This is a genomic window from Collinsella sp. TF06-26 (assembly GCF_002232035.1).
Lineage (GTDB): Bacteria > Actinomycetota > Coriobacteriia > Coriobacteriales > Coriobacteriaceae > Collinsella.
The window spans coordinates 51046-77171 of sequence record NZ_NKXR01000005.1 but is presented as its reverse complement, the minus strand read 5'-3'; the positions used below and the strand labels follow the sequence as shown (position 1 = coordinate 77171).

Genomic DNA, 26126 nt, shown 5'->3' with positions numbered 1-26126 from the left:
GAATTGTTCGGTGTTAGAAGCTTATTTCGCTTATGGCCTTGAGCTTTGCCGATGAGCATGGGGTGGGGAACGTATCAAGGCAGAGTTTGTCATGCAATGAGTATGACAAACTCTGCCTGGAGGAGAGGATACTTCCATGGCAATTGTCCACCGCAATGCTCTCAAGCATGGTTTGTCTGAGAGGGAGGTTCTAGATAATGACTGAGTACAAACTAGCTGATGGATCGGTCCTGACAGACGAAGATATCGAGCGCGAGAGCGTAGAGTTTGAGCAAGAGACTTGGACGGGTCGTCTTGAGCGCATCCATGTCAGGCCTGGCGTTGTTGCTGATGAGCCGCTTGTTGCAGTTACCGTGCGCTTTCCGGCATCCATGATGGTGGCAATCGACCGAAAGACGGGGGATCGATCCGATTTTATTCGGCGGGCCGTTTTCCCTGCGCTGTAGTAACGTTGCGTCTCCTAAATCGACCTTGGTTTCGTCGAGGAGGTAGATCTTGAGGATGAGGTGTCCTGCTTCGGTGAACCCGTTCTCGAAGACGGGCAGCACGCGCGACACGGACTACCGCGACCTCCTGACCTTCCGCGATGGGGAGTAGCGGCTTGGCGGTGTGCGGCGCCGGCACGTGACGGTGGCGGGCATGAGGCTTGGCCTTCGCGACGGCATGTTCTTTAGAGTTTGCGGTGCATGATGGCACGGCCGTTTTCAAATCGTGAAACATTGCCCGGGAATGAGTAACAGGCTTTGGTTCGTACATCCGTTATAACGGGAGTTGCAAGAAGTGACATCCGTGACGAGAGGTTGAACTCATGACTCAGCACCGGTTTCCCGAAGGTTTCCTCTGGGGTGCTTCCACCAGCGCTTTTCAGGTTGAGGGTGGGTATGATGAAGGAGGCAAAGGTCCGGCAACCACCGATCGCGGCCCGGGGCGTCCCGGCATCGCCGATAACAAGATCGCCTCGGACCACTATCATCACTGGCGTGAGGATGTCGACCTCATGGCCGAGCTCGGCATCAAGGTCTACCGGATGGGTTTCGCTTGGAGCCGCATCATGCCCGATGCCTCGGGGGATCCCAATCCTGAGGGCTTGGCGTTTTATGACCAGCTGATTGACTACCTGCTGGAGCGAGGGATCGAGCCCTTGGTCACCCTGTATCACTTCGAATGTCCGAGTGCGTTGGTCGAGGCCTTCGGCGGCTGGAAGAGCCGTAAGATGATCGACTTCTATGTGCGCTATGCCGAAATCTGCTTCACGCACTTCAAGGGGCGCGTCAAGCGCTGGGTTACCGTGAATGAACAGCTAATTGCGACCTCCGCGCCCAGCAACACGGGTGACACCGAAACCGATCCGCGCCAACAGCAGAAGAACGCCTACCAGATGAGCTATCATGTCGCTCTTGCCGAGCATCGCGCCATCGCGTGCCTGCGACAGATCGACCCCGATGCGCAGATCGGCCCCGTTGTCGCCATGCAGGTGGTCAACCCGCGGACGAGCGCTTCGGCGGATGTGCTTGCGGCCATGAACGCCGAGGAGATGATGCAGAACTACCTGCTCGACCTGAGTGTGCGCGGCGACATCTCGCCTTATGCGCGCTATTACCTGGAGCGCGAAGGTTTCTACCCTGTTGTTGAGTGCGGGGACCACGACATCCTGGTCGCGACGAGGCCCGATTTTCTTGGGGTGAACTACTATTTCAGCAATTGTGCGCATGAGCGCACGGAGCCCATCCGCTTCGACCGGTTCCCTCCGTGGTCGGGCGGGGATTTCGAACTCTGCGATAACCCTGCGATCGCGCCGACCGAGTGGATGTCGAACGGCATCGACCCCCTTGGGCTTCGCGTGGGCATGCGCAAGCTCTACGATCGCTACCAGCTTCCGATGATTGTCACGGAGAACGGCATGGCTCTTTCCGAGTCACTTGACGAGGAGAACAGGGTGCATGATGCCGTGCGCATCGAATACCTTTCACGACATTTGGGCGAGGTCGAGGAGCTCATTCGCGAAGGCTATCCCGTCTTCGGCTACTGCGTTTGGAGCCTCATGGATCTATGCTCAAGTCATCAGGGGTTCACTAAGCGCTACGGCCTTCTGTATGTCGATCGCACGGAAACCGATGCGAAGCAATGCGCTCGTTTCAGGAAGGACAGCTTCTTCTGGTATCAGGACGTGATTAGAGAAAACGGCTTGCCCTGCTGAGCGTCGGTGGTCCGACGAGATTACTCGCCAGTACCGGAATCGGCTCCATAACGCCTCAGGTATTCCATGACTATCAAGTCGATGGCGGCAAGCGCACCGAACTTGCCCGTGTCGATGTTGTTGGTCACTCCGCAGCTCAGTATGCAGGAGGCATGGTTCCAGTAGGCGCTTGAGGTGTTTTGTGTGATGGCGAGAAGACGACAGCCGGAGGCGGCGAGTGCGTTGACGATTTCTGGATAACGAATGGGGTATGTTCCCCCTATGCTGCAAATGATGGCGAGGCTGGATTTGGTGAGCGATTGCGCGCAGGCGAGCTGCGATGAATAATCGAGGTAAAGCTCGATGAGGCGGTTCATGATGGTGAGCCTGCTCTGGAAGTAGCGGCCCACGTCCCAGAGGAAGTGGTGGGAGAAGAACGCGACATGCCCGCTGTCGTGCAAATCATCGACAATGGCGGGCAGTTTCGCGATGTTTGCCGCCGAGATGGTCGTTTCGATATTGAGCAGGATCGCCTCCCGGTAGGATGCCAGAGCGCCTTCCGTGTCGTTTGACAGCTGTTCTACAAAGGCATGTGGAAACAACCCGGTTTTGAGGATGTCATGTTCAAGCTGGTTGCGCAGGTCCTTGAAATCAGCGAAACCCATAAACCGGCAGAATCGCGACACTGAAGCCTTCGAGACGAAGCACATGTCGGCGATTTCTCCAATCGAGAGCTCGCTCAGCTTGCTGTAGTTTTTCACCAGCGTGGTCGCTATCTCGTAGTTGGTGTCGTGCTGCATTGCGGTGTCGATGTAGTCAAGCAACCGTTCGGCAACCGATCCCATCGAGATGGATTTTTCCATGATGGCTGTCCCCTTTATGCTCAGTGGCCCGAATAAGAGGGCCTCATTTGACCAAACTATAGCTCAAACATGCCGGTATTCCTGCGGAGTTTCACGTTATGAAACTCGCGTAGCCATCTCGCAACCTTGTGGCACAGCATGTAACCGATTTTGGATATAGCCGGCGTCATACTTAATGCAAGAAGAGACGACGAAGCTTGCCGCCCCGCCGGAACACGGCATCGGCTCTACACAGGGCATCGCTTCGTTGCTTTGCCGCTCGACGAGATATCGGTTGAGGAGGATCGGATGAAGCGGTTATTGCTGCGCGCCGACGATTTAGGTTACAGCGACGGTGTTAATTGCGGGATAGCGGCCGCGGTCCAAGCGGGGCTCATTCGCTCGGTGGGCGTCATGACCAACATGCCGCTTGCAGAAAGCGGTTTGGCGCGCCTGCAAATCAAGGATCTCTGCTTGGGTCAGCACACCAATATCTGCACGGGTAGGCCCCTCAGCGATTCCTCGCTCATCTCGAGCATCGTTGACGATGATGGCAATTTCAAGCGGAGCTCAGCATATCGCGCCGCCGCGCGGGCTGGGGAGGACTTCGTGGTGCTTGACGAGGTCATTATCGAAATCGAGGCGCAGTATCGGCGATTCCTTGAGCTCGTCGGGCGTGAGCCCGATTACTTCGAGGGACATGCGGTCGCAAGCCCCATGTTCTTCCGCGGCCTTGAGATCGTTGCCGAGCGTCACGGCCTGCCCTATTTCGCGATGGGTGTTCCGGGCGAGCCAGTCACCTTTCGCTCGACGCCGGTGCTTTCCTATGTTCCCAAGGATTTCTCGTCATATGAAGCGGATCCCTTTGCGGCGCTTCGAGAGGCGCTTGAAACGACACCGGAAGGGATATGCCGTCTCATGGTGTTTCACCCAGGTTATATCGACGCGTACTTGCGAGATAACTCGACCATGCTCGAGGCCCGCATCCGGGAAGCCGCGATGCTTGTCGACCCTGATGTCGCCGCATGGCTTGCAGAGCAGGACGTGGGGCTCGTGACGTACGCGGACCTGACGTAAGCGTCCGCTGGGGCAATCTCGCCAATTCACGCTGAATGGCGTACTGCCTGAAGCACGTCGTTGTGATTTTGAAGAGAGGTGGATGCGCTATCTAGAGGGGAAGATGCCGCACACGGGCATCGATAGAGTTCACTGCAAAGATTGGAGCTGAAACATGGCGGTATTCGACAAGATCCAAAACATAATGGATAAGACAATCGCACCTGTGGCAAGCAAGGTTGCTGACAGCAAGATGCTCGACGCCCTCATGGGCGGCATGATGTGCACGCTGCCCATGACCCTTGGCGTCTCGGTTATCGCGATTCTCATCAACTTCCCCATTCCGGGGTTCTCCGATTGGGTGGTTTCGAGCGGTCTCATGGCGACCGGCAACTCCATCCTCACCGTTACCATGAACATGATGGGTATATACATCTCCTTCTTCATCGGTTTGAGGTGGGGTAAGGTATGCGGCCTTAGCGGTTATACCGGTGGCATCGTGAGCGGCGCGGTGTTTTTGGCATTCATGCCGCAGCAATCGTTCGAGGATATTCCCATGGCGAGTTTCATCAACACGTCGTACATGGGATCGAACGGCATCTTCGTCGCCATTCTGCTTGGCCTGATCGTGCCGAAGGTGACAGCCATTTTGATGAGCAAGCTTGAAATCAAGCTCCCCGATATGGTTCCGCCCATGGTTGCAGACTCGCTGTCGCCGATGTTTGCCGCCATCGTGCTATTCACTGCGGTGTGGTTCGCCAAGTGGGGTCTTTCTTTCACCCCGTGGGGCAACCTGTTCGATATGATCAACACCTTGATCGGCACGCCGGTCACGATGGTCGGTGCCTCTCCTTTGGCCTATATCATCGTGTGCTCGCTGCAGTCGATCTTCTGGTTCTTCGGTGTCCACCCCAACGTGATGCTCAACTTCTACGCTCCGGTAATCATGGCTTGCAGCGCTGCTAACACCGAGGCCATCATCGCGGGCGAGGCACTGCCCTATGGCGCTTGGGCCGTCGTCGCGCTCGGCACCGCCATCGGTGGCCAGGCTAACGCCCTGGGCATCAGCATCTCGCTGCTCTTCACCAAGTCCGAGCGCTTCAAGGCGATTCGCGGCATCGCGCTTGTTCCGTCGCTTTTCAATATCTCCGAGCCGCTCATGTTCGGTCTGCCGGTCGTGCTGAATCCCACGTACTTCATCCCGTTCGTGCTGAACATCCCGGTCTGCGCCATCGTGGTCCAGGCGCTTTACGCCCTCGGTCTTGGGGCTGCGTTCAATCCCACGATTCAGCTTCCCTGGGTGCTTCCCCAGCCGGTCATCGCATTCATGCAGGGCGGCATCGGGTGCCTGGTGATCTCGGTTGCGGTTTTGGCGGTGTCGGTGCTCATGTATACCCCCTTCACCCTTATGGCTGATCGCCAGGCGTTGCGAGAGGAGCAGGCCGCTCTCGAGGAATCGGCCGCATAGGGATTTTCATATTCACACCATCATTTTCCATGAGGTTGGGAGCGTAGGATGAAACATATCGTACTTATGTGCGCCGCGGGCGCTTCGACGAGCATGCTGGTACAGCGCATGCAACAGGCGGCTGAAAAAGACGGTTTCGTGTGCACCATCGAGGCGCACCCTGTCAACCAAGCGGCGGAATATGCGGATAGCGACGTTATCCTGCTGGGACCGCAGGTTCGCTTTGAACTCAACAAGGTGAAGAATCAAGTGAACTGTCCGGTGGAGCCGATTGATATGACAGCGTATGGGACAATGAACGGCGAGGCCGTGCTCAAACAGGCTCGAAAGTTGCTGGGGGCATAGCCATGTCAGAGATCAAACAAGAAGCGATCGATCAGTTTGAAATGACGTGCTTCTCTATCGTCGCTCAGGTGGGGAGCGCGCGCAGCTGCTACCTCGAAGCGATAACCTGTGCCGAGAATGGTGATTTTGAGGCCGCCCGGAAACTTATCGACGAGGGCAACGTGGTGTTCAACGCAGGCCACGACGCTCACATGAAACTGCTTCAGCAAGAGGCCAGCGGCGAGGAGCTGCCGTTTCGCATCATCTTGCTGCATGCGGAGGATCAGCTCATGAGCGCTGAGGGCTTCCGTATCCTTGCCGAGCGCTTCATCACGGTCTATCAACGCATGGGTGCAAGCGCCTAACTGATTATCTGACGGGAAGCCGGGACTGCCATGCAGCCCGTCTTCCCGTTTCATGAAGATGTTTTCACGATCGAGGAGGTACCCAATGGCATTTCCGGAAGGTTTCCTGTGGGGTGGCGCCACCGCCGCCAACCAGTATGAGGGCGGCTGGGAAGAGGGCGGCAAAGGACCGAACACCTCGGACGCCATGACCAGCGGTAGCCATACGGTGTCACGGCAGATAACGTGGCGTAATACCGCGACAGGGGAAACCGGCGCGCTTCCCGTGTATGCGGTTTGCGAGGAGGGACTTCCTGAAGGGCTGGAGGTGGCGGTGGTTGATGGCTACTACTATCCCAGCCACACGGCCACCGACTTCTACCACCACTACGCCGAGGACATCGCCCTCATGGGCGAGATGGGCTTCAAGTGCTTCCGCCTGTCCATGAACTGGGCGCGCATCTTCCCCACGGGCGAGGAGGCTGAGCCCAACACCGAGGGTCTAGCGTTCTACGACGCCGTGTTTGACGAGTGCGCTAAGTACGGCATCGAACCGCTCGTGACGCTCTCGCACTACGAGACCCCGCTCGCGCTCGTGAACAAGTACGGCGGTTGGAAGAGCCGCGAGCTCATCGACCTGTTCGTGCGCTACGCCACCTGCGTCATGAAGCACTATCAGGGCAAGGTGAAGTACTGGCTCACCTTCAACGAGATCAACATGATGAGCATGGGGAGCTTCATGGCGGGCGGGCTTACGGATGGGAGCCCCCATGCGAAGGCCCAGGCGGCGCACAACCAGTTCGTGGCGTCTGCCCTTACGGTTCGGTCGGCGCACCAAATCTCCCCTAAGATCATGGTGGGTCAGATGCTCGCGTACAACCCCATCTACTCCTATTCCGCCGACCCCGCCGATCATCTGCTCGCCATGGAACGCGAGCGTGACGCGCTGTGGTATGCCGACGTGCAGGTGGGCGGCCACTATCCCGCCTATCGCTTGAGGGAGATGGAGCGCGCGGGCATCAAGCTGGAAATGGGCGAGAACGACCTCGAGCTTCTCGCAACCTATCCGGCAGATTTCCTGTCGTTCTCGTGCTACGGAGGCTCGACGGTATCGTTGCGCCAGAAGGAGCTCGAGGTCGCGTCCGGCAATCTCGCTTTCGGCATGGTGAAAAACCCCTACCTCGAGACCAACGCCTGGGGCTGGGCGACCGATCCGTACTGCCTGCGCATCGCCTTGAACGAGCTCTACGACCGCTATCACAAGCCGCTTTGGATCGTGGAGAACGGTATCGGCTGGAGCGACGAGGTGAAGGCCGACGGCTCCATCCATGACGGCTACCGCATCGACTACCTGCGCAAGAACATCCAGAGCATGGAGGATGCCGTGGAACTCGACGGCGTGGACCTCATGGGCTACACCATGTGGGGCTGCATCGACCTGGTCAGCGCCGGCACGGGCGAGATGCGCAAGCGCTACGGCTTCGTCTACGTCGACCGCGACGACGAGGGCAAGGGCACGCTCGCGCGCAGCCGCAAGGACAGCTTCTATTGGTACAAGAAGGTCATCGAGAGCAACGGCGAGGACCTGGACTAACCCTATGGGACAGGGGATAAGATTATGGACTGCTATTTCGGTATAGATGCGGGCGGCACTCAGGTGAAATGGGCGGTGGTGAACGCCGACTACCACATTGAGGAGCACGGAAGTATCCCAACATGCACCTCGCCCGCCGACCAGGTTATCGAAACGTTCCGCTCGGTGATCGAGCCCCATCGCGCCCGGGTGAGGGGTGTGGGAATAAGTATGCCCGGAGTCTTTTCCGAAGGCGATTCCGATGGCGTGGTTGGGGGAGGCGGCGCCCTTCACTGTTTGGACGGATATCCGCTCGGTCGCATCTTGCGCGAGAGCACGGGGCTTCCCGTAACCATCGAGAACGATGCGATGTGCGCGGCACTGGGAGAATATGCCGTCGGCGCGCTGAAGGGGGTCTCCCTGGGGTTGATGGTGGTGATCGGTACGGGTCTCGGCGGTGCCATCGTTGTTGACGGTCACATCTTGCGAGGCGCGCACAATCTCGCCGGCACCGTGTGCTTTGTGAGCAACGATGTGCGCAAGCCCGTGACCTTTGGGTCGGTGTACGGTGATGTCACCAGCTGGCGGGCGCTCCGAGACCAGGTGTGTGCGGCGAAGGGGATTGATCCGACCGATGATATCGACGGATATCGGATTTTCTCTTGGATTGAAGAGGGGGATGAGGACGCTCGTCGCGGTCTGGATGCATACGCGTTGGTCTTCGACAACATGCTGATGGGGTTGCAGTCGGTCATCGACCCTGAGGTCATCGTGGTCGGCGGCGGAATCAGCGCCCGTCCCGAGCTGTTTGAGGCATTTGAGCGCATGATGGATCAGGCTCACGTTCTTCCCATCATACCGAGGCCCTGCATCAAGCCAGCACAGAACGGCAACGATGCCAATTTGCTTGGCGCTGTGCGCACGCTGCGCCGCTCGCTTGGCGAGTGCGATTGATTGGCGGCTGGTGGCCCGACTCGCGGCCTCCTGTCCTAAAAAAAGAGTATGGGCTCCTTCGTTCATTCGAACGAAGGAGCCCACGTTTTGTAAGGGGCCTCCTGGCGAATTTTCATTCGCCAGGAGGCCTTTTGCTGTTGATCGAGAATGTCGCTGGACAGTTAGTTCAGATACGTATTTTTCAGAGGGTGTGTAAAGGCCGACCTGAGCCCGATTGGGCTGAATTTGACTTTCTGAACCGGTGGAGACGCTCATATAAGGGGGAGAAAGGTTGTCATGGGGCTCAAAGTGACTTCAAACCACTCTATTAGCGCCAAGAAGCACGGCCAAAAAAATACGTATCTGAACTAACTGTCCACAACCCTCCGCAAACCTTTCATTCCAACCCAAATCAGCCAACGTACGTCATAGCAATCCCCGGTAGGTCGAGGGGTGCTTTGCGGGCGGGACAGGCTTTATCTTCACTCCGGTTGCTTCGCAAAGTCGTTCAGATAAAGCCCGGCCCGCCCGCGAAGCGCCTGCGACCTACCGGGGATTGCTATGACGTACGTTGGCTGAAATATTAGTGCGGGCGCCTTCGTTCGAATGAACGACGGCGCCCTCACTCATTTTATATTCAGCCCTAGTCATCGCACAAAGCCCCTTCGGCAGCACACGGTGCAGCCAAGTCACCGCAGGCCGGGGCGGAGGGGGCTGAGTTTCCCACTGAGCGACTCTGCTTGCAGCCGGAGCGAAGGGGGAAACTCAGCCCCCTCCGCCCCGGCCGGACAGCTCAATCTACACCGTGTGCTGCGGCAGGTCCTGCAGGGCGATGACGTCCATGCCCATGTCGTTGGCGCTGCCGTGACCCTGCTGGTCCTCGCGCACCGCCTCGATGGCACTCACGTACGTGTTGGCGGCAGACATTGCGGTCACGCAGGTCACACCGCGTCGCACTGCCTCGGTGCGCAGCAGATAGCCGTCGCCGCGCGAGCCCGGACCGTACGGCGTGTTGATGATCACCGCGATCTTGCCATCGGCAATGAGGTCGCCGATGTTGGGGCGCTCGCCGTCGTGCGGGCCGCTAATCTTCTCCACGATCTCGCACGTCACGTTGCCGCCGCGCAGCACGCGCGCCGTGCCCTCGGTGGAGCAGATATCAAAGCCCAGGTAGCGCAGGATACGCGCGACCGAAAGGATATGACGCTTGTCGCGGTCGCACACGCTGATGAACACCTTGCCGGCGCTCGGGTCGGGCAGCTTGTAGTCGATCGCCAGCTGCGTCTTGGCGTATGCCTCGGGATAGCTCTTGGCGATACCCATGACCTCGCCCGTCGACTTCATCTCGGGCCCCAGGATAACGTCGGCGCCCGGGAAACGGCCCCAGGGCATAACGGCTTCCTTCATGCAGAACCAGTCCAGCTGACGCTCATCGCTCGGCAGGCCCAAGCTCGCGATGGAATCGCCCGCCATGATGCGCGCCGCGCATTTGGCCAGCGGCACACCGGTGGCCTTGGAGATAAACGGCACGGTACGGCTGGCGCGCGGGTTGGCCTCGATCACGTAGACGGTCTCGCCCTTGATGGCATATTGCACGTTGACCAGACCGCGGACTCCCAGCGCCATCGCGATGCGGCGCGTGGTCTCGCGGAGCTTCGCCTGCAGGCTCTCGCTAAAGCTGAACGGCGGGATGCAGGTCGCGGAGTCGCCGGAGTGAATACCGGCTTCCTCGATATGCTCCAGGATGCCGCCGATGTATACCTCTTCGCCATCGCACAGGGCGTCGACGTCGGACTCGATCGCACCCTCCAGGAAGCGGTCCAGGTACACCGGGTAGTCGGGGCTAATGCGCGCAGCCTCGGCCATGTAATCGCGCAGATGCTCGGCATCGTAGGCGATCATCATGCCGCGGCCGCCCAGCACATAGCTCGGGCGCACCAGCAGCGGATAGCCGATGTGCGCGGCCACGGCCTCGGCCTCCTCAAACGAGGTGGCCTGGCCCGCCGGCGGGTACATGATGCCCAGCTTGTCGAGCAGAGCGGCGAAGCGCTCGCGGTCCTCGGCAAAGTCGATGGCATCGGGCTTGGTGCCCATAATGTTCACGCCGCTCTCCTCGAGCATGCGCGCCAGCTTAAGCGGAGTCTGGCCGCCGAGCGTCACCACGACGCCGTCGGGGCGCTCGACATCGATAACGTCCATGACGTCCTCGTAGGTGAGCGGCTCAAAGTACAAGCGGTCCGAGGTGTCGTAGTCAGTCGAGACGGTCTCGGGGTTGCAGTTGACCATGATGGTCTCGAAGCCGCGAGCCGCCAGTGCGTAGCTCGCGTGCACGCAGCAGTAATCGAACTCGATACCTTGGCCAATGCGGTTGGGGCCGGCGCCCAGGATCATCGCCTTGGGCTTGTCCGCCGGCGTGGTCTCGTCGGGAGCCACGCACTTCTTGGCATCCGGGCTCGTGCGGTAGATGTTCTCGTACGTCTTGTAGTGGTACTCCGTGGCGCTCGAAAACTCCGCAGCGCAGGTATCGACCGTCTTCATGCTGGGAACCACGCCCAGACCCTTGCGATAGGCGCGCACAAAGCGCTCGTCCGAGCCGGTCAGCGCGGCAATCTCGGCGTCGCTCGTGCCGTACTGCTTGAGCAGGCGCATCGCGTCGGCGTCGATATCCTCCACACGCAGGCCGCGGATGCTCTCCTGGACCTGCACCATGTCGTTGATACGGTTGAGGTACCACGGATCGATGCCGCAGATGGCATGGATGCGGGCGATGTCCCAGCCACGGCGCAGGGCCTCGACCACAAAGAAGATGCGGTGCTCGGTCGGGGTTGCCACGGCCCGAGCGAGCTCGTCGTCGCTCAGCTTGTCGGCACCCTCCTTGCCGCCGGCGCAAATGCCCTGGTGTCCGTCCTCCAGCGAGCGCATGGCCTTGCCGAAGGCCTCCTCAAAGGTGCGGCCGATCGCCATGATCTCGCCCACGGCCTTCATACGCGTGGTGAGCGTGGGGTCGGTACCCTTAAACTTCTCGAAGGCAAAGCGCGGCACCTTGACCACACAGTAGTCGATCGTGGGCTCAAAGCAGGCGGGCGTTGCCTTGGTAATGTCGTTGACGATCTCGTCGAGCGTGTAGCCCACGGCCAGGCGAGCGGCGGCCTTGGCGATGGGGAAGCCCGTGGCCTTGGAGGCCAGTGCGGACGAACGGCTCACGCGCGGGTTCATCTCGATGATGATCAGGCGGCCGGTCTGGGGGTTCACGGCAAACTGCACGTTGGAGCCGCCGGTCTCGACGCCGATCTTCTCCAAGATGGCGAGCGAGGCGACACGCATGCGCTGGTACTCAAGGTCGGAGAGCGTCTGCGCCGGCGCCACGGTGATGGAGTCGCCGGTGTGCACGCCCATGGGGTCGAGATTCTCGATGGAGCACACGATGATGCCGTTGCCGGCGTGGTCGCGCATGACCTCCATCTCATACTCTTTCCAACCCTCGATGGACTCCTCGACCAGCACCTCATGGGCAGGCGAGAGCTCAAGGCCCTGGCTCACGATGGAGACGAGCTCCTCGTGGGTATGCGCGATGCCGCCGCCGGCGCCACCGAGGGTAAAGCTCGGGCGCAGTACGCAGGGATATCCCACGCGCTCGGCGATAGCCTCGGCGTCGGCCACGCTGTAGGCATAGCCCGAGCGCGCGACCTCCAGGCCGATCTCGGCCATGGCCTCGTTAAAGAGTTTGCGGTCCTCGCCGCGCTCGATAGCGGCCAGGTCGCAGCCGATCATCTCGACGCCGTACTTGTCGAGCGTGCCGTCCTTTGCCAGCTCGACGGCGGCGTTCAGACCGGTCTGGCCGCCCAGCGTGGGCAGCAGCGCGTCCGGGCGCTCTTTCTTGATCACGCGCTCGATAAACTCGGCGGTGATAGGCTCAACATAGGTGCGGTCGGCCAAGCCCGGGTCGGTCATGATGGTCGCCGGATTGGAGTTGACCAGGATGACCTCAAAGCCATCCTCCTTGAGCACCTTGCAGGCCTGGGCGCCGGAGTAGTCGAACTCGCAGGCCTGGCCAATAACGATGGGGCCCGAACCAATAACGAGGATGCGCTTGATGTCAGTACGTTTAGGCATGTTAGTTCTCCTCGGTCGCAGCGTTCTCGGACTCGGCGAAATTCCAGCCGGCGAGGCGGTCCTTCGCGGTGTCGATGTCCAGGTAGTTCTCCTCGCCGTCCATGAGTCGCGTAAAGGCGGTAAAGAGATAGTGGGCATCGGTGGGGCCGGGCGAAGCCTCGGGGTGGTACTGGACCGAGAAACACGGGGCGTCGAGCAGCTGGATGCCCTCGGCGGTGCCGTCGTTGAGGTTCACATGTGTCAGGCGAATGCGACCAAAGCGCTCGTTCATCACGACCGGCGCGACGCCGCGACGCACCCAGGCGCGCAGGTCGCCATCGGCCGCATGCTCGGTTTCGCCGCCGGAAAGCTCCGGAATCAGTTTGCCCAGACTGGGGAACAGCAGGCCAAAGCCGTGGTTTTGCGCGGTGATCTCCACGCGACGGCTCACCAGATTCATAACCGGCTGGTTACCGCCACGGTGACCGAATTTAAGCTTTTCCATTTGGGCGCCGCAGGCCAAGCTGATCATCTGGTGACCCAGGCAAATACCAAAGACCGGCACCTTGCCGATCAGCTGCTGCACCTGCTCGTAGGTCTCCACCACGGCATCGGGGTCGCCGGGGCCGTTGGACAAAAAGACGCCATCAGGATTCATGTCGAGCACCTGCTGGGCGGGCGTATCCCACGGCACGACGGTGAGGTCGCAGCCGGCACGGACCAGGCCCTCCAGAATACCGCGCTTCACACCGCAGTCGTAGGCGACCACTTTGTGACGGGCAGGAGCGGCAGCCGCAAGCGCAAAGCCATGCGTGGCAGGCAGGTCGGCGGCCACAAACTCGTGAGGCGCGGGACAGCTCACGGTCTTGACCAGGTTCTCGCCCACCAGCGTGGGCGCTGCGTCCAGACGCTCGGCGAGCTCGTCGACGTCGAAGATCTCTGTCGAGATAATGCCCATCTTGGAACCATTGTCGCGCAGATGGCGCACCAGAGCGCGGGTGTCGACACCCTCGATAGCGACGATGCCGTGAGCGCGCAGGTACTCCGGCACGCTGACGGCCGAGCGCCAGTTAGAAGGCGTGGCGCACATGTCGCGAACGATCATGCCGCGCATAGCCGGAGCGCTCGCAGGGCGCACGGCGTCGCCGGGGAAGGCCGACTGGACATCGGTCTCGTCGATACCGTAATTGCCGATCTGCGGATAGGTCATGGTTACAATTTGGCCGGCATAACTCGGGTCGGTCATGACCTCAAAGTAGCCCTCAAGCGAGGTGTTGAAGCAGACTTCGCCGGTCGCGGTGCCCTCGGCGCCGCATGCACGTCCATAAAAAATGGTCCCATCCTCAAGATACAGGATACAGGGACCGCAGGTACCCTTGCTGGTTTTGGCCAGCATACGCTGGCAAAGCTCGCTGGGCGCGAAGGTGCGGGCGGCAGCGCCCGCGGTATGGTTGTTCGCCATAATTCTCCTTCCCGGTCTCACAGGACCGGCTTAAAGGTGTGTAGTTAGGCCTCGCGGTATTGTAACCGCAAGCATGCCTCATGGCGTTAATTTCATCGAAATGTTTACGAAATGATAATTATGACTTTCTATGCATAATGATTTTTCTGGGACGGGGATTAAAAATCATCCCGCGGGGCTTGTGACTCACGCGGGATAATGGCCTCTTACTTTTGCTTGTCCTGTTCCAGCAGATCGGACGGCGTTCGGTCGGGCTTGCCGCCGCGGAAAATCTCGCGGCCATGCAGACGATGCTCCAGGTCACGTTCGGCCTTTTCCTCGTCAATCTTGGTCTGGCCCACCACCGGGTCCTCGATCAGCGACGAAACCGAGTTCACCTGTTTTTGAATGCGCTCGGCAATGGTGTCGTCCATGCTTACGATGCGCATCTTCCAGTCGATACTCGTGGCGTTGGATGAGCTCTTGGTCCACACAAACGTCAAAATGGCGCTCTGATGACCCCGCGCGGGGAACATGCCGAAAAAGGAATCGTGCTGAATGTTGCTATCCTCGTCGATATAGGCGTGAACGTTATACACCACGCGGTCAATCTTGTCGTTGAGCAGGGCGTTGGTCGCAAGCGCCGCGGCCTGGATCTGCCCGTTGGACAGCAGCTCGAGCTCATTGGCAGACGACGTGTCCAACACCGTCACCTCAACCGTGCCCGTGCGCTCATCGGCTTCATCGACGGTAAAGTCGAGTGGGAACTGCGTAAAGCCGTTGCCCCACTCAAGGCCGTCCTTCAGCGCCGTCGAAACGGTATCCACCGAAACGCTCTCGGACAGGTTGGCGGTGTTCAGACGACGCATCACGCCGTAGCCAATCTGCATGCCCACGATCAGTACCAAAATACCAATGACTACGGCCATCGCGGTCTTCGTAATGGTATGGCTCACCTGCGAGCCCGAAGGATCGTCCTCGGACAGCGGGTCGATATGTTTTGCCTGGCTCGCGCGGTCCTCGCTGCGCAGCTGCGCTAGCGCCGCTTTGTCACCGCGCTTGGCCGCAGCCTCCTTCTCACGCATGCGCTCGGTTCGCTTTTTGGCAAGCGTGGGATCCAAGACGCCGGATGCATCGATTTCGGAGAATAACTCCGTCACTTCTTCCGGAGTCAAAGGGTTCTTGTCAGCCATAAACTTCCTGTCATATCAATCAGTCGAGCTCGTGCGCACGCGCACCTTCGAACTGCATTCGATAGTAACGGGCATAGGTGCCGCCACGGGCGAGAAGCTCCTCGTGCGTGCCACGCTCCACAACGCGACCATGCTCAACGGTCGCAATCTCATCGGCATGCTTAATGGTCGAAAGACGATGGGCGATGATAATCGTGGTGCGGCCGCGTGCCAGCTCTTCGAGTGACTCCTGCACCGCCTCCTCGCTCTCGTTATCCAAAGCACTCGTCGCCTCGTCCAAAATCAGGATCTTGGGGTTCTTGAGAAACACACGCGCGATGGCAACGCGCTGTTTCTGTCCGCCCGAAAGACGGCTGCCGCGCTCGCCCACGACCGTGTCATAGCCCTGTGGAAGCGACTCGATAAAGGCATCGATGTTGGCGCGACGGGCGGCCTCGGCGATCTCTTCTGCCGTAGCGCCCGGCTTGCCGTAGGCGATGTTCTCGCCGATTGTTCCGTCAAACAGGTAGACATCCTGCTGCACCAGGCCGATAGCGCGGCGCAGGCTCTGCTGCGTCACATCGCGCACGTCCTGACCGTCGATGCTAATGGACCCAGCGGCAACGTCGTAAAAGCGCGGCAGCAGCGAACAGGTCGTGGACTTGCCACCGCCCGAAGGGCCAACCAAAGCGATGGTCTGCCCGGGCTTGATGGACAGATCCATATGGTCGATAACGGGACGCTCGTCGGCATCGCCCTCGCCCAGCTCAACATCCTCGTAGTTAAAGCACACGTCGTGATAATCCACGGCGCCGGCGGTCACCTGCAGATCCATGGCGCCCGGCTTGTCCTGGATATCCGGCGCGGTCGAGAGTACCTCGTCCATGCGCTTAAAGCCGGCGATGGCCTTCTGATACGTTTCGGCCGAATTGACGAGTGTCTCGAGCGGCGTGCAGAACAGCGAAATATAGAGTGCAAAGGTCGCCATATCGACCGCCTGCAGCTGTCCCTGGGCGACCAGCCAGCCGCCCAGCAGTACCACGATCACATAGAGCACACCCGAGAGCAGGCCATACGTCGCAGTATAGACGCCCATGGCGTGATACATGTTCTCCTTGGACGAAAGATAGCGATTGTTGGAGGCGCGGAACTTAGAGCGCTCGGTCTCCTCATTGGCAAAGCTCTTGACCACGCGCATGCCCGCCAGCGAATCCTGCAGCTGCGCATTGATGCCGCTGATCTTTTTGCGGTTGTCGCTAAAGACCTCGCGCATGCGCATGTTCTGCCAAAACATGATGGCCGAAAACGCCGCCGTCACCACGGCCATGGCGAGCGCCAGCACCGGGGCGATGGTAAAGAGGATCACAAACGAGCCGATAATCTCGATGCCGCAGATGATGATCCACTCGGGCACGTGATGCGCCGCCTCGCAGATATCGAACAGGTCGTTGACCACGCGGCTCATCATGTCGCCCGAGCTGTTGCGGTCGAAGTACGCAAAGCTGAAGCGCTCATACTGGTCGAACAGGTCCTCGCGCATCTTGGACTCCATGCGCGCGCCCATCACGTGACCCCAATAGCTCACAAAGTAGCGGCAGGCGCAGCGGACGGCATACATCAACACCAAGCCCACCGCGATCATGCCGAGCGCCTGCATAATGGCAGCCTGACCCTGAGTAAATAGCCCACCGGTCAAATTGCGCAGGATAATGGGGAACGCCAGGTCAATGGCGGCAAGCACCAGAGCGCAAACAGTATCAGCAACAAAAAGCCCCATCTGGGGCTCGTAGTAAGAAAGAAACCTCTTAAACATAGTCACCTTACGCGGTTTTACCAAACCGCGTTTCGTCTCGACGCTGCAAGTGCTCCATTTGGACAATCTGGCCTTCAATCGTCGGTCGCGTATATCCATACGCTTCCCTCCTCTTTTAGGCCACCTTGTCTCAATTGGAGCACTTTCGCTGACTTACACAGACCTGCGGGATCATCCCCGCTCGTTAAAGATCGGCCCCACCCAAGCGGTGCGCGATGCTGTCGCAGGCAAGCGCGCCTACGACGGTCTTGGCGTCTTCGATCTTGCCGTCGAGCACGGCGTCGATCAGCTCGTGCAGCGGCACCAGGTCCACGTTGACAAACTCGTCATCATCGGGGTTGGGCGCATCAAACTCGAGCTTGGTAGCCAAGTAGATGCGGATGATCTCATCGCAAAAACCGCAGGACGTGACAATCGACGTCAAAAAGCGAATACGACCAGCCCTAAAGCCCGTCTCCTCATGCAGTTCGCGCTTGGCGCAATCGAGCGGATCCTCGCCTGGATCGAGCTTGCCGGCGGGAATCTCGACCGTCACGCGGTCGATGGCGGTGCGGTACTGACGCACCAGTACGATCTTGCCGCTCTCGGTCAGCGCCACGACGGCCGCCGCACCCGGATGGCGAACGATATCGCGGGCGCTGCGGCGACCGTTGGGCAGCTCAACCTCAAGACGGTGGACGTCGAGGATCTTGCCCTTCCAGGCGCACTCCTCCGAAAGAATCTTCTCGTGCAGCTCGGCATCGTGCGGGTCGTCGTCGCCCAGCACCAGCGCCGGCTCGTCAGCGACCTCGCCACCAGGCTCGCCCTCGGCGTGCCCATACATGCGGCTGTCCTCTTCGACGATCTGCGCGTCCACGAGCTCTTCGTTCTTCTCGTCCATCCGTCTCATTCCTCTCGGATTTTAGGCATCCCAGGCGTCGCGGCCGCGCAGCGCGCGCAGGCCGATGTCGTGACGCAGGGTCTTGCCCTCAAAATCAATCTTCTCGCAAGCCTCGTAGGCAAGGTTGCGAGCGTTCTCAAACGTGTCGCCCAGAGCGGTCACGGCAAGCACGCGGCCACCATTGGTCACGAGCTGGCCGTCCACCACGGCAGTACCCGCGTGGTAAACGGTCACGTTCTCCATGGCCTCGGCATCCTCAATGCCAGTGATGACCTTGCCCTTCTCGTAGCTGCCGGGATAGCCCGCGCTCGTCAGGACAACGGCCACGGCCCACTCGTCACGCCAGTCGAGCTCAATCTGATCGAGCTCGCAGTTGGCGCAGGCGAGCATGACCTCGACCAGGTCGTTCTTAAGGCGCGGCAGCACAACCTGAGTCTCGGGATCACCAAAGCGGGCGTTGAACTCCAGCACCTTGGGGCCGGCGGGGGTGAGCATAAAGCCGCCATACAGGCAGCCGCGGTAGTCGATGCCCTCGGCAGCAAGCTCGGCCACGGTCTGCTCCATGACCGCCACCATCGTGGCGTGCTCTTCATCGGTCACGATGGGCACCGGGCTGTAGACGCCCATGCCACCGGTGTTGGGGCCCTTGTCGCCCTCGAGCGCGCGCTTGTGGTCCTGCGAAGTGGCCATGGGGCGCACGGTCTTGCCGTCGGTAAAGGCCAGCAGCGAGCACTCGGGACCGGTCAGCATCTCCTCGATGACCACGGTGCTGCCGGCATCGCCAAAGGTGCCGCCAAAGCACTCGCGCACGGCCTCCTCGGCCTGCTCAAGTTCGGTCGCCACGATAACGCCCTTGCCCGCGGCAAGGCCGTCGGCCTTGACGACCAGCGGGGCGCCCTGCTCGCGCACGTAGGCGAGAGCCGAAGCCTCGTCGGTAAACGAACCATAGGCTGCCGTCGGAATGCCCGCACGCTCCATGAGCTGCTTGGAGAACAGCTTGGAGCCCTCCATCTGGGCGCCCTCGGCACCCGGGCCAAAGCAGGGAATACCCGCCGCGCGCACGGCGTCGGCCACGCCCGCCACGAGCGGAGCCTCGGGGCCAATAACCACGAGTCCGCATCCGTGGCTCTGAGCAAACGCCGCCACGGCCGCGGGATCGCAGTCGTCGAGAACAACGTTCTCGCCGCAGCTCGCGGTGCCGCCGTTACCCGGCGCAATGTAGAGCTTGCCGGCGCGCGGTGATGCTGCGAGCTTTGCTGCCAAAGCATGCTCGCGGCCGCCGCTGCCCAACAACAGGATGTCGATGGTTTGAGTGTCCGCCTTCAAGGGTGCCTCCTCTATGGATGAATGGCCCGCTCCGCGCGAGCCCTTTGCAAGCAAATATACCCCTCGGCCGCCCACTTGGGCTGCAAAGGGGTATATCGCAATAACCAAATGGTCCCGATTACTTCCAGAATCGGTTGATGATCTGCTCGCGACCAGCGCCAACGCCAATGAACGTCACGCGGGTGTGTGCCAGATCCTCGATAAACGCCACATAGTCCTGAGCCTCTTGCGGCAGCTCGTCAAAGCTGCGGCAACCGGTGATATCGCACTTCCAGCCGGGGAGCTCCTCGTAGATGGGCTTGGCGTGCTCAAAGCGCACCTGATGCTCGGGCACGCTCGTGTAGCGCTCGCCATCGACGTCGTAGGCCACGCACACCTTGATGGTGTCGAAGGCCGAAAGCACGTCGAGCTTGGTCACGGCGATGTCGGTGAGGCCGTTGACGCGCGAGGCATAGTTGGCGATAGGGCCGTCAAACCAGCCGCAACGACGACGGCGACCGGTGGTCACGCCGTACTCATAGCCCTCCTCGGTCAGCGTGTGGCCGGCCTCGGACTCATAGGAAAGCTCGGTGGGCATGGGGCCCGAACCGACGCGGGTGATATAGGCCTTCATGACGCCCAGCACGCGGTCGACGTTCTTCATGCCCACACCGGAGCCGGTGATGGCGCCGCCGGCGGTACAGTTGGAAGACGTCACGTACGGATAGGTGCCGTGGTCGATGTCGAGCAGCGTCGCCTGGGCGCCCTCAAACAGCAGGTTCTTGCCCTCATCGATCATGTTGTTGAGCAGCAGGCTCGTCTCGGTGATGTAGGGACGCAGGCGCTCGGCCATCGGCAGATACTCGTCGCAAATCTGGTCCACGGTGTAGGTGGGCAGGTTGTAGATGAGCTCGAGCTCGGGGTTCACGCGGGCAAGAGCGGTCTCCAGCTTGTCGCGGAACAGCGTCTCGTCCAGCATGTCCTGCATGCGCAGACCAATGCGGGCCATCTTGTCCTGATAGCACGGACCGATGCCGCGCTTGGTGGTACCGATGTTCTTCTTGCCGAGCTTCTGCTCAAAGGCGCCATCCAGATCGATGTGGTACGGCATGATGACATGCGCGTTGCCACTAATCTTGAGGTTCTTGGTGGTGATGCCGTCGGCCTCGAACATGTCGATCTCCTCAAGGACGACCTTGGGGTTGACGACGCAGCCGTTACCGATCACCGACACGTGATCGGAATACATGATGCCGGAGGGCACCTGGTGCAGGCCGTACTTCTTGCCGTTGACGACGATGGTGTGACCGGCGTTGTTGCCGCCCGAATAGCGCACGACGGCATCGAAGTCGCCGGCGACCAGGTCGCAAATCTTACCCTTGCCCTCATCGCCCCACTGGGCACCGACCAAAACGGTTGACGGCATGTTTACTCCTTACATTCATGGACTGTCTACGCGCCACGCCGGCACGCAGAAGCACAAAACATTCCCAGTATACCCGTGCAACGGGCGCCTGTCCTACTCCTCGGCATGTGCCCCATCAAGCTCATAGAACTTGGTGGATGCCGGCAGGAACATCAGGTCGACGTCGCCGATCGGGCCCGAACGGTTCTTGGCCACGACGATACGCGTAACGCCCTCGTCGGGTCGATCGTCGCGCGAGGCTTCGGCCTCGTCGGCGGAGCGGTCCAAGAACATGACGATATCGGCGTCCTGCTCGATGGAGCCCGATTCACGAAGGTCGGAAAGCTGCGGGCGCTTGCCGGTACGGGATTCGACCTGACGCGAGAGCTGTGACAGCGCGATGAGCGGGATCTTGAGCTCCTTGGCCATAATCTTAAGACCACGCGACATCTCCGAAACCTCGACGGTACGGCTCTCGGAGCGGCGTCCCGGTGGAGGACTCACCAGCTGCAGGTAGTCCAAAATGATGATTGCCTTTTCCTTGTTATGGAGCATGCGGCGGCTCTTGGCGCGAATCTCAGTCACTGTGGTGCCGGGCGTATCGTCAATCAGAATATCGAGCTTGGACAAGGTCTGCGTGGCCTCGTTGATATTGGCCCACTGCTCGGGGCTAATGCGGCCCATGCGGAAGTCACTGATCGAGATCATGGCGTAGGCGCAAATCAGACGCTGGGCAATTTCCTTGCCCGACATCTCCAGTGAGAAGAAGCCGACGGTATAACCAGCAGCGGCAGCGTTAAGTGCCAGGTTCAGAGCGAACGACGTCTTACCCACGGCAGGACGGGCGCCGATGATGATGAGCTGGCCTTCGCGAAAACCCATGAGCATGCGGTCGAGCGACGGGAAACCCGTGGGCACGCCCGCAGCCTGGCCGCCGGCCTGGCATACTTCCTCGGCCTCGTTATAGGCCTCGACCATAAACTCGGTCAACGTCTTGTAGCTCGACTTGACCTCGCGCGCCGTGACCTTGAGCAGCTTGCTCTCGGCCAGCTCCACGACCTCCTTGGTGTCGGTAGGGGCGTTATAGGCCAGCGCGTTGATCTCGTTGGTGGCACCGATCAGCTCGCGCAGCATCGAGTCGCGGCGAACGATGGCGGCATGGTGCTGCCAGTTGACGAGCGACAGGGTCTGACCCATCAGCTCCAAAATGTAGGCCTCGCCGCCCACGGCATCGAGCTTGTTGATGCTGCGCAGGTAATCGATCAGCGAGATGGAGTCGATGGGAATGCGGCTGTTGTACATATCGACCATCGCGGTATAGATGGTCTTATGAATGGGCCGGTAGAAGTCATCGGGCTGCAGCTCGACCTGGGCCTCTTCGACCACCTCGGGCGATAGCAGCATAGCGGCCAGTACATTGGCCTCTGCATCTTGGTTTTGGGGAAGACCCAACTTTGAGCCGCGGTCCTCGACCGTCAGCCCGGTCTCCCTATCGTCATATGCCATGAGCATCCTCATTCATATCGCTTGCGAGCATCCATAGTATCAGCCACGGTCCCAAAACGCGCCGCGCGCCGCCAATCATCACCGAACCAAACGGATGAACGGTCCTGTATATAGGACTTCGACGCAACGTTCACCATGACACTCACTCAGCGCAAAAAACAAAAGGGCGCCCTGGTTTCCCAGAGCGCCCTTCTTAGAACAAGATTGTTGCGTTGCAGCAAATGCTACTCGGCAGCAGCCTCAGTCTCGACCTCGGCGGTCTCGGCCTCGGCGACCTCAGCGGCCTCCTCGACCTCAGCCTCGGCAGCGAGCTCCTCGGCGGTAACGCCGACGAGAACGACAACCTCGGCCTTGATCTCGCGGTACAGCGAGATGGCAACGGTGTGGGCACCGGCAACCTTGATGGGCTTACCGAGCTCGACGCGCTTGCGGTCGATGTCCATACCGAGCTGAGCCTTGATGGCGTCAGCGATCATAGCGGCGGTAACGGAGCCAAAGAGGATGCCCTCGTCGCCGACCTTGACGTCAACGGTGACCTGCTTGCCCTCGAGGGCAGCCTTGGTCTCGTTGGCGGTAGCCAGACGGACGGCCTCGCGCTTGGCGATGTTGTTGCGACGCTCGTCGAGCTGCTTGAGGTTGCCCTTGGTGGCGGCAACAGCGAGCTTCTTGGGGAACAGGAAGTTCTCAGCGTAACCCTGAGCGACCTCTACGACGTCACCCTCGCCGCCCTTGCCCTTGATCTCATCGAGAAGAATAACCTTCATGATGCGTCTCCCTTCTTAGCCGCGGTCGCGGTTGCCACGAGAGGAAACCACGGGGACGGTGTACGGCAGGAGAGCCATCTCGCGGGCGCGCTTGATGGCGTTGGCGATGTCATGCTGATGCTGCGTGCAAGCGCCAGTGACGCGACGGGGCTTGATCTTGCCACGATCGGTCATGTACTTACGGAGAAGCTGAGTGTCCTTATAGTCGATGAACTCAGTGTTCTCCTTGCAGAACTGGCAGTACTTACGACGCGGCTGACGTGCAGAAAAATCATTAGCCATGTCAAAATACCTTTCATTTGGCAACTTCGGCGAACCGAAGCCGCCTCTCACTCAAAAATAGGTGAACAACCCTTAGAACGGGATGTCCTCATCGTAGACGTCGACCGCGGGCGGCGTAGCCACCGGTGCGGCAGGACGTGCTGCAGGCGCGGGAGCTGCGGGGGCATAACCGCCCTGATCGTAGCCACCCTGGCCACCACGGGAGCTCATAAACTCGATCTCATCGACGATGACCTCAAGCTTGCTCCGGCGCTGGCCGTCGCGCTCCCAAGAGCTGTAGCGCAGCTTGCCCTCGATCGCGACCTTGTTTCCCTTTGCCAGGAAACGGCTCACGGCCTCGGCGCGGGTGCCGAACATAGTGCAGTCGACAAAGTTGGGATAGTCCTCCCACTCGCCAGTCTGCGCGTTACGGCGACGATCGTTGACGGCGACGCCAAAGGACAGAACCTGGGTTCCGCCGGCGGTGGCGCGCAGCTCGGGATCGCGGGTGAGGTTACCGGTGATGTTCACTCGATTGATGCTCATAACTCACTACTTCCTCTTGGGGCACAAGCCCAGTCCAAAACGACAGTCTTACTCCTGGTCGTCGCGACGGACGATCATGTGGCGGACCACAGCGTCGGTGATGCGCAGGATGCGACCAAGCTCGGCGATCTGGGTAGGATCTGCGTGGAAGTTGATGAGGGTGTAGTCACCATCGGTGAGGTCGTTGATCTCGTAGGCGAGCTTGCGCTTGCCCCAGTCGTCAACGGAGTCGACCTTGCCAGCGCCCTCAGCGATCGTGGTATCGATACGCTTCATAACAGCGAGACGAGTCTCGGGGTCGAGCGACGGGTCAACAAAGAACAGCAGTTCATAAGCCTTCATATTGTCACCTCCTCTGGGCAAATGTGGCTTCAGGTCGTGAAGGTGCGCCTGAAGCAGGAAAAGACTTGGTAATAATATCTTTCAACCTCCTAGGCCGCAAGAATATGCAGCTACAACCTCATGACCTCCACATATGCCCATACTCGCACGACGTTTCATGCGTCTTCCAACCAAATGCTGACCAAGTGCTTGACGGATTTGTGGACAAGATACGACGCCGCGGGGACAAGCTGAGCCAAGCCACAGGTCAACGGGCACAAGGCTGTGGTCGCAAAATGCATACCAGTGGTCCACAGCGCCACCCAAAGATTTTTAAATTCATTGCCAAGTCGCTTATGAATACCCCTTTTGAACAATTGAGTTAATCAACCACGCTGGTCGGAAGCCGTTTTTTGGCACCTCAAACCCCACTGCAACGACAAGCGCGGCCAAGCGTTTTAAAAAATGCCAACTTTTCTGTTTGCACTTTGCGGTTCCTCGTGTATACTGACTTTCGCATTTAACGGAGAGTTGTCCGAGTGGCCGAAGGAGCACGATTGGAAATCGTGTAGGCGTCAAAAGCGTCTCCAGGGTTCAAATCCCTGACTCTCCGCCAGTTAATTCCAAAGCAGGCCTTCGAGCCTGCTTTGTTTTTACCCCACGCGGAGGGGTGGCAGAGTGGTTGAATGCGGCGGTCTCGAAAACCGTTTGGCCTGTATAAGGTCACGAGGGTTCGAATCCCTCCTCCTCCGCCATTTTGGTTGAGAAAGCTCCCGAAAACGGGGGCTTTTTTGTTTAGAGTCCCTTACAAGCAAATACGGCGGAGGAGGAGGGATTCGAACCCGCCAGGGCGCAAAGCGTAAAGAAAACGCGCCAGTGGCGCGTTTTTAGCGCAGCGCGGTCGGCGTAAGCCGACCGGATAAATTTTGAGCGCTGCTCAAAATTTGGACATCCCTCCTATTCAGCCACGCCCCCATCGCGTTCAGCATCGACCCAGATCCCCAAACATGGAACCTACGCCCCCACCCAGTCCCGACCGTTTACCGAGCAATAGGATCACCACGCCCGCCAACCATGTACTATGTACGGGCATTGTCTAAACCCGCAACCAAAAGGACCCCATCTTGCCCGTCGTCGCCGCTATGACCGTTACCTCACACGCCACAGATGCCATGGTCGCCATCCCGTTTTGGCTCGAAATGTTCGCCGTCGTCGCGGCTTCAATCTCGGGCGTGTTGGTCGCGCGCGAGCACAAGCTCGATCTGGTGGGCGCGGTCGCGCTTGCCGTGGTCTGTGGCTTGGGCGGCGGTCTTTTACGCGACATGACGCTGCAGGTGGGCAACGTCTACATCCTCAACCAGCCAATGGCGCTGCCGCTTTCCATTGCCACGGCAGCCATCATCTATATTTTCCCGGCAATCGTCGACAAGCCCGAAAAACTCATTCCCCTGCTCGACATCATCTCGGTCGGCATCTACGCCGCCACTGGAGCAGACAAGGCGCTGGTCTACGGCTTTGCACCGGCGGTGTGCATCATGATGGGCTTTTTCACCGCGGTGGGCGGCGGCATGTTGCGCGACGGCTTTATGGGCGTGGTTCCGGGCATTTTCCAACGTACTAACTTTTATGCCATCGCCGCCATCGCCGGATCGACAAGCTATGTGTGTCTCGTTATGAGCGGCATTATGAGCAATGTCGCCGCGCTGGTCGTATGCGTTGTCGTGACCATGGGTCTGCGCTGGCTCTCGCTGCGCTTTGACATCAAAAGCCCCACCGAAGAAGATATCGCGCGCTTCTTGCACCGTAAAAAGTAAACAGCACGGCACGACCCTTCGAAATGCAACCGAGAGGTTCTTTTAGAGCGCCCACGCGTTGGGTACCCTGTTAGGTGTATGTCGAGCATC

22 protein-coding genes and 2 tRNA genes are annotated in these 26126 nt (G+C 59.7%); 10 read left to right on the top strand and 14 right to left on the bottom strand.

Annotated features, from left to right (window positions below; all coding sequences use genetic code 11):
* Positions 1-212 precede the first annotated feature (212 nt).
* On the bottom strand, positions 213-557 hold the full coding sequence (locus CHY22_RS10135) for a hypothetical protein (protein WP_157758013.1): 345 nt from the start codon (positions 555-557) through the stop codon (positions 213-215).
* A 251-nt stretch (positions 558-808) separates the two neighbouring features.
* Between CHY22_RS10135 and CHY22_RS04445 the strand changes: the two genes are divergently transcribed.
* Positions 809-2197 (top strand): glycoside hydrolase family 1 protein, encoded by a 1389-nt coding sequence (locus CHY22_RS04445; RefSeq protein WP_089572598.1) that lies wholly within the window; start codon positions 809-811, stop codon positions 2195-2197.
* Positions 2198-2217: 20 nt separating this feature from the next.
* Here the strand turns inward: CHY22_RS04445 and CHY22_RS04440 are convergent, their stop codons facing one another.
* A complete protein-coding gene (locus tag CHY22_RS04440; RefSeq protein WP_089572597.1) occupies positions 2218-3039 on the bottom strand; it encodes a MurR/RpiR family transcriptional regulator in 822 nt (273 codons plus the stop codon).
* A 252-nt stretch (positions 3040-3291) separates the two neighbouring features.
* Between CHY22_RS04440 and CHY22_RS04435 the strand changes: the two genes are divergently transcribed.
* The 6 genes from CHY22_RS04435 to CHY22_RS04410 all read left to right on the top strand — a co-directional run bounded on the left by CHY22_RS04435 (position 3292) and on the right by CHY22_RS04410 (position 8737).
* The gene (locus CHY22_RS04435) at positions 3292-4095 is read left to right on the top strand and encodes a ChbG/HpnK family deacetylase (RefSeq protein WP_233502819.1); all 804 of its coding nucleotides are present in this window, start codon (positions 3292-3294) and stop codon (positions 4093-4095) included.
* 154 nt (positions 4096-4249) lie between these two features.
* Positions 4250-5542, top strand: a complete 1293-nt coding sequence (locus CHY22_RS04430; RefSeq protein ID WP_089572595.1) for a PTS transporter subunit EIIC — start codon at positions 4250-4252, stop codon at positions 5540-5542.
* Between the two features lie 48 nt (positions 5543-5590).
* Positions 5591-5887, top strand: coding sequence for a PTS sugar transporter subunit IIB (locus tag CHY22_RS04425; protein WP_089572594.1), 297 nt, complete (start codon positions 5591-5593; stop codon positions 5885-5887).
* A gap of 2 nt (positions 5888-5889) precedes the next feature.
* Complete coding sequence (locus CHY22_RS04420) at positions 5890-6231, top strand: PTS lactose/cellobiose transporter subunit IIA (RefSeq protein WP_089572593.1); 342 nt, start codon at positions 5890-5892, stop codon at positions 6229-6231.
* Between the two features lie 85 nt (positions 6232-6316).
* On the top strand, positions 6317-7804 hold the full coding sequence (locus CHY22_RS04415; protein ID WP_089572592.1) for a family 1 glycosylhydrolase: 1488 nt from the start codon (positions 6317-6319) through the stop codon (positions 7802-7804).
* 24 nt (positions 7805-7828) lie between these two features.
* Positions 7829-8737 carry an ROK family protein gene (locus CHY22_RS04410; protein ID WP_089572591.1) on the top strand — a complete coding sequence of 303 codons (909 nt, stop codon included), beginning with the start codon at positions 7829-7831 and terminating at the stop codon, positions 8735-8737.
* Between the two features lie 777 nt (positions 8738-9514).
* On the opposite strand, the gene carB is transcribed toward CHY22_RS04410, so the two are convergent.
* The 12 genes from carB to rpsF all read right to left on the bottom strand — a co-directional run bounded on the left by carB (position 9515) and on the right by rpsF (position 24243).
* Positions 9515-12829, bottom strand: coding sequence for a carbamoyl-phosphate synthase large subunit (gene carB, locus CHY22_RS04405; RefSeq protein WP_089572590.1), 3315 nt, complete (start codon positions 12827-12829; stop codon positions 9515-9517).
* 1 nt (position 12830) lies between these two features.
* On the bottom strand, positions 12831-14270 hold the full coding sequence (carA, locus tag CHY22_RS04400) for a glutamine-hydrolyzing carbamoyl-phosphate synthase small subunit (protein ID WP_089572589.1): 1440 nt from the start codon (positions 14268-14270) through the stop codon (positions 12831-12833).
* A 206-nt stretch (positions 14271-14476) separates the two neighbouring features.
* Positions 14477-15442: a hypothetical protein gene (locus CHY22_RS04395; protein ID WP_089572588.1), complete on the bottom strand. Its 966-nt coding sequence runs from the start codon at positions 15440-15442 to the stop codon at positions 14477-14479.
* Positions 15443-15461: 19 nt separating this feature from the next.
* Complete coding sequence (locus CHY22_RS04390; protein ID WP_089572587.1) at positions 15462-17234, bottom strand: ABC transporter ATP-binding protein; 1773 nt, start codon at positions 17232-17234, stop codon at positions 15462-15464.
* 184 nt (positions 17235-17418) lie between these two features.
* Positions 17419-18114 (bottom strand): NUDIX hydrolase, encoded by a 696-nt coding sequence (locus CHY22_RS04385; RefSeq protein ID WP_199408739.1) that lies wholly within the window; start codon positions 18112-18114, stop codon positions 17419-17421.
* Between the two features lie 21 nt (positions 18115-18135).
* Positions 18136-19440 (bottom strand): phosphoribosylamine--glycine ligase, encoded by a 1305-nt coding sequence (purD, locus tag CHY22_RS04380; protein ID WP_089572586.1) that lies wholly within the window; start codon positions 19438-19440, stop codon positions 18136-18138.
* Positions 19441-19558: 118 nt separating this feature from the next.
* Complete coding sequence (locus tag CHY22_RS04375; protein ID WP_089572585.1) at positions 19559-20845, bottom strand: adenylosuccinate synthase; 1287 nt, start codon at positions 20843-20845, stop codon at positions 19559-19561.
* 93 nt (positions 20846-20938) lie between these two features.
* Positions 20939-22330: a replicative DNA helicase gene (gene dnaB, locus CHY22_RS04370; RefSeq protein ID WP_022094074.1), complete on the bottom strand. Its 1392-nt coding sequence runs from the start codon at positions 22328-22330 to the stop codon at positions 20939-20941.
* A 224-nt stretch (positions 22331-22554) separates the two neighbouring features.
* The gene (gene rplI / locus CHY22_RS04365) at positions 22555-23094 is read right to left on the bottom strand and encodes a 50S ribosomal protein L9 (RefSeq protein ID WP_089572584.1); all 540 of its coding nucleotides are present in this window, start codon (positions 23092-23094) and stop codon (positions 22555-22557) included.
* A gap of 15 nt (positions 23095-23109) precedes the next feature.
* On the bottom strand, positions 23110-23376 hold the full coding sequence (gene rpsR, locus CHY22_RS04360) for a 30S ribosomal protein S18 (RefSeq protein WP_006235829.1): 267 nt from the start codon (positions 23374-23376) through the stop codon (positions 23110-23112).
* 72 nt (positions 23377-23448) lie between these two features.
* Positions 23449-23901, bottom strand: a complete 453-nt coding sequence (gene ssb / locus CHY22_RS04355) for a single-stranded DNA-binding protein (protein WP_006235830.1) — start codon at positions 23899-23901, stop codon at positions 23449-23451.
* A gap of 48 nt (positions 23902-23949) precedes the next feature.
* Positions 23950-24243 carry a 30S ribosomal protein S6 gene (gene rpsF, locus CHY22_RS04350; RefSeq protein WP_089572583.1) on the bottom strand — a complete coding sequence of 98 codons (294 nt, stop codon included), beginning with the start codon at positions 24241-24243 and terminating at the stop codon, positions 23950-23952.
* A gap of 504 nt (positions 24244-24747) precedes the next feature.
* On the opposite strand from rpsF, the gene CHY22_RS04345 reads away from it, so the two are divergent.
* From CHY22_RS04345 to CHY22_RS04335, 3 genes are all read left to right on the top strand, one after another.
* Positions 24748-24838, top strand: a tRNA-Ser gene (locus CHY22_RS04345).
* Between the two features lie 48 nt (positions 24839-24886).
* Positions 24887-24977, top strand: a tRNA-Ser gene (locus CHY22_RS04340).
* Positions 24978-25346: 369 nt separating this feature from the next.
* Entirely contained in the window at positions 25347-26036 is a 690-nt protein-coding gene (locus CHY22_RS04335) for a TRIC cation channel family protein (RefSeq protein ID WP_229057814.1), read from the top strand.
* The last annotated feature ends 90 nt before the right edge of the window (positions 26037-26126 follow it).

Coding starts and splice junctions, on each gene's coding strand:
- carA (WP_089572589.1), bottom strand. CDS start 14,270: ATGGCGAACAACCATACCGCGGGCGCTGCCGCCCGCACCTTCGCGCCC.
- rplI (WP_089572584.1), bottom strand. CDS start 23,094: ATGAAGGTTATTCTTCTCGATGAGATCAAGGGCAAGGGCGGCGAGGGT.
- CHY22_RS04410 (WP_089572591.1), top strand. CDS start 7,829: ATGGACTGCTATTTCGGTATAGATGCGGGCGGCACTCAGGTGAAATGG.
- carB (WP_089572590.1), bottom strand. CDS start 12,829: ATGCCTAAACGTACTGACATCAAGCGCATCCTCGTTATTGGTTCGGGC.
- rpsF (WP_089572583.1), bottom strand. CDS start 24,243: ATGAAGGCTTATGAACTGCTGTTCTTTGTTGACCCGTCGCTCGACCCC.
- CHY22_RS04385 (WP_199408739.1), bottom strand. CDS start 18,114: ATGGACGAGAAGAACGAAGAGCTCGTGGACGCGCAGATCGTCGAAGAG.
- CHY22_RS04440 (WP_089572597.1), bottom strand. CDS start 3,039: ATGGAAAAATCCATCTCGATGGGATCGGTTGCCGAACGGTTGCTTGAC.
- CHY22_RS04420 (WP_089572593.1), top strand. CDS start 5,890: ATGTCAGAGATCAAACAAGAAGCGATCGATCAGTTTGAAATGACGTGC.
- CHY22_RS04425 (WP_089572594.1), top strand. CDS start 5,591: ATGAAACATATCGTACTTATGTGCGCCGCGGGCGCTTCGACGAGCATG.
- CHY22_RS04430 (WP_089572595.1), top strand. CDS start 4,250: ATGGCGGTATTCGACAAGATCCAAAACATAATGGATAAGACAATCGCA.
- ssb (WP_006235830.1), bottom strand. CDS start 23,901: ATGAGCATCAATCGAGTGAACATCACCGGTAACCTCACCCGCGATCCC.
- CHY22_RS04395 (WP_089572588.1), bottom strand. CDS start 15,442: ATGGCTGACAAGAACCCTTTGACTCCGGAAGAAGTGACGGAGTTATTC.
- dnaB (WP_022094074.1), bottom strand. CDS start 22,330: ATGGCATATGACGATAGGGAGACCGGGCTGACGGTCGAGGACCGCGGC.
- CHY22_RS04445 (WP_089572598.1), top strand. CDS start 809: ATGACTCAGCACCGGTTTCCCGAAGGTTTCCTCTGGGGTGCTTCCACC.
- CHY22_RS04390 (WP_089572587.1), bottom strand. CDS start 17,234: ATGTTTAAGAGGTTTCTTTCTTACTACGAGCCCCAGATGGGGCTTTTT.
- CHY22_RS04375 (WP_089572585.1), bottom strand. CDS start 20,845: ATGCCGTCAACCGTTTTGGTCGGTGCCCAGTGGGGCGATGAGGGCAAG.
- CHY22_RS04415 (WP_089572592.1), top strand. CDS start 6,317: ATGGCATTTCCGGAAGGTTTCCTGTGGGGTGGCGCCACCGCCGCCAAC.
- rpsR (WP_006235829.1), bottom strand. CDS start 23,376: ATGGCTAATGATTTTTCTGCACGTCAGCCGCGTCGTAAGTACTGCCAG.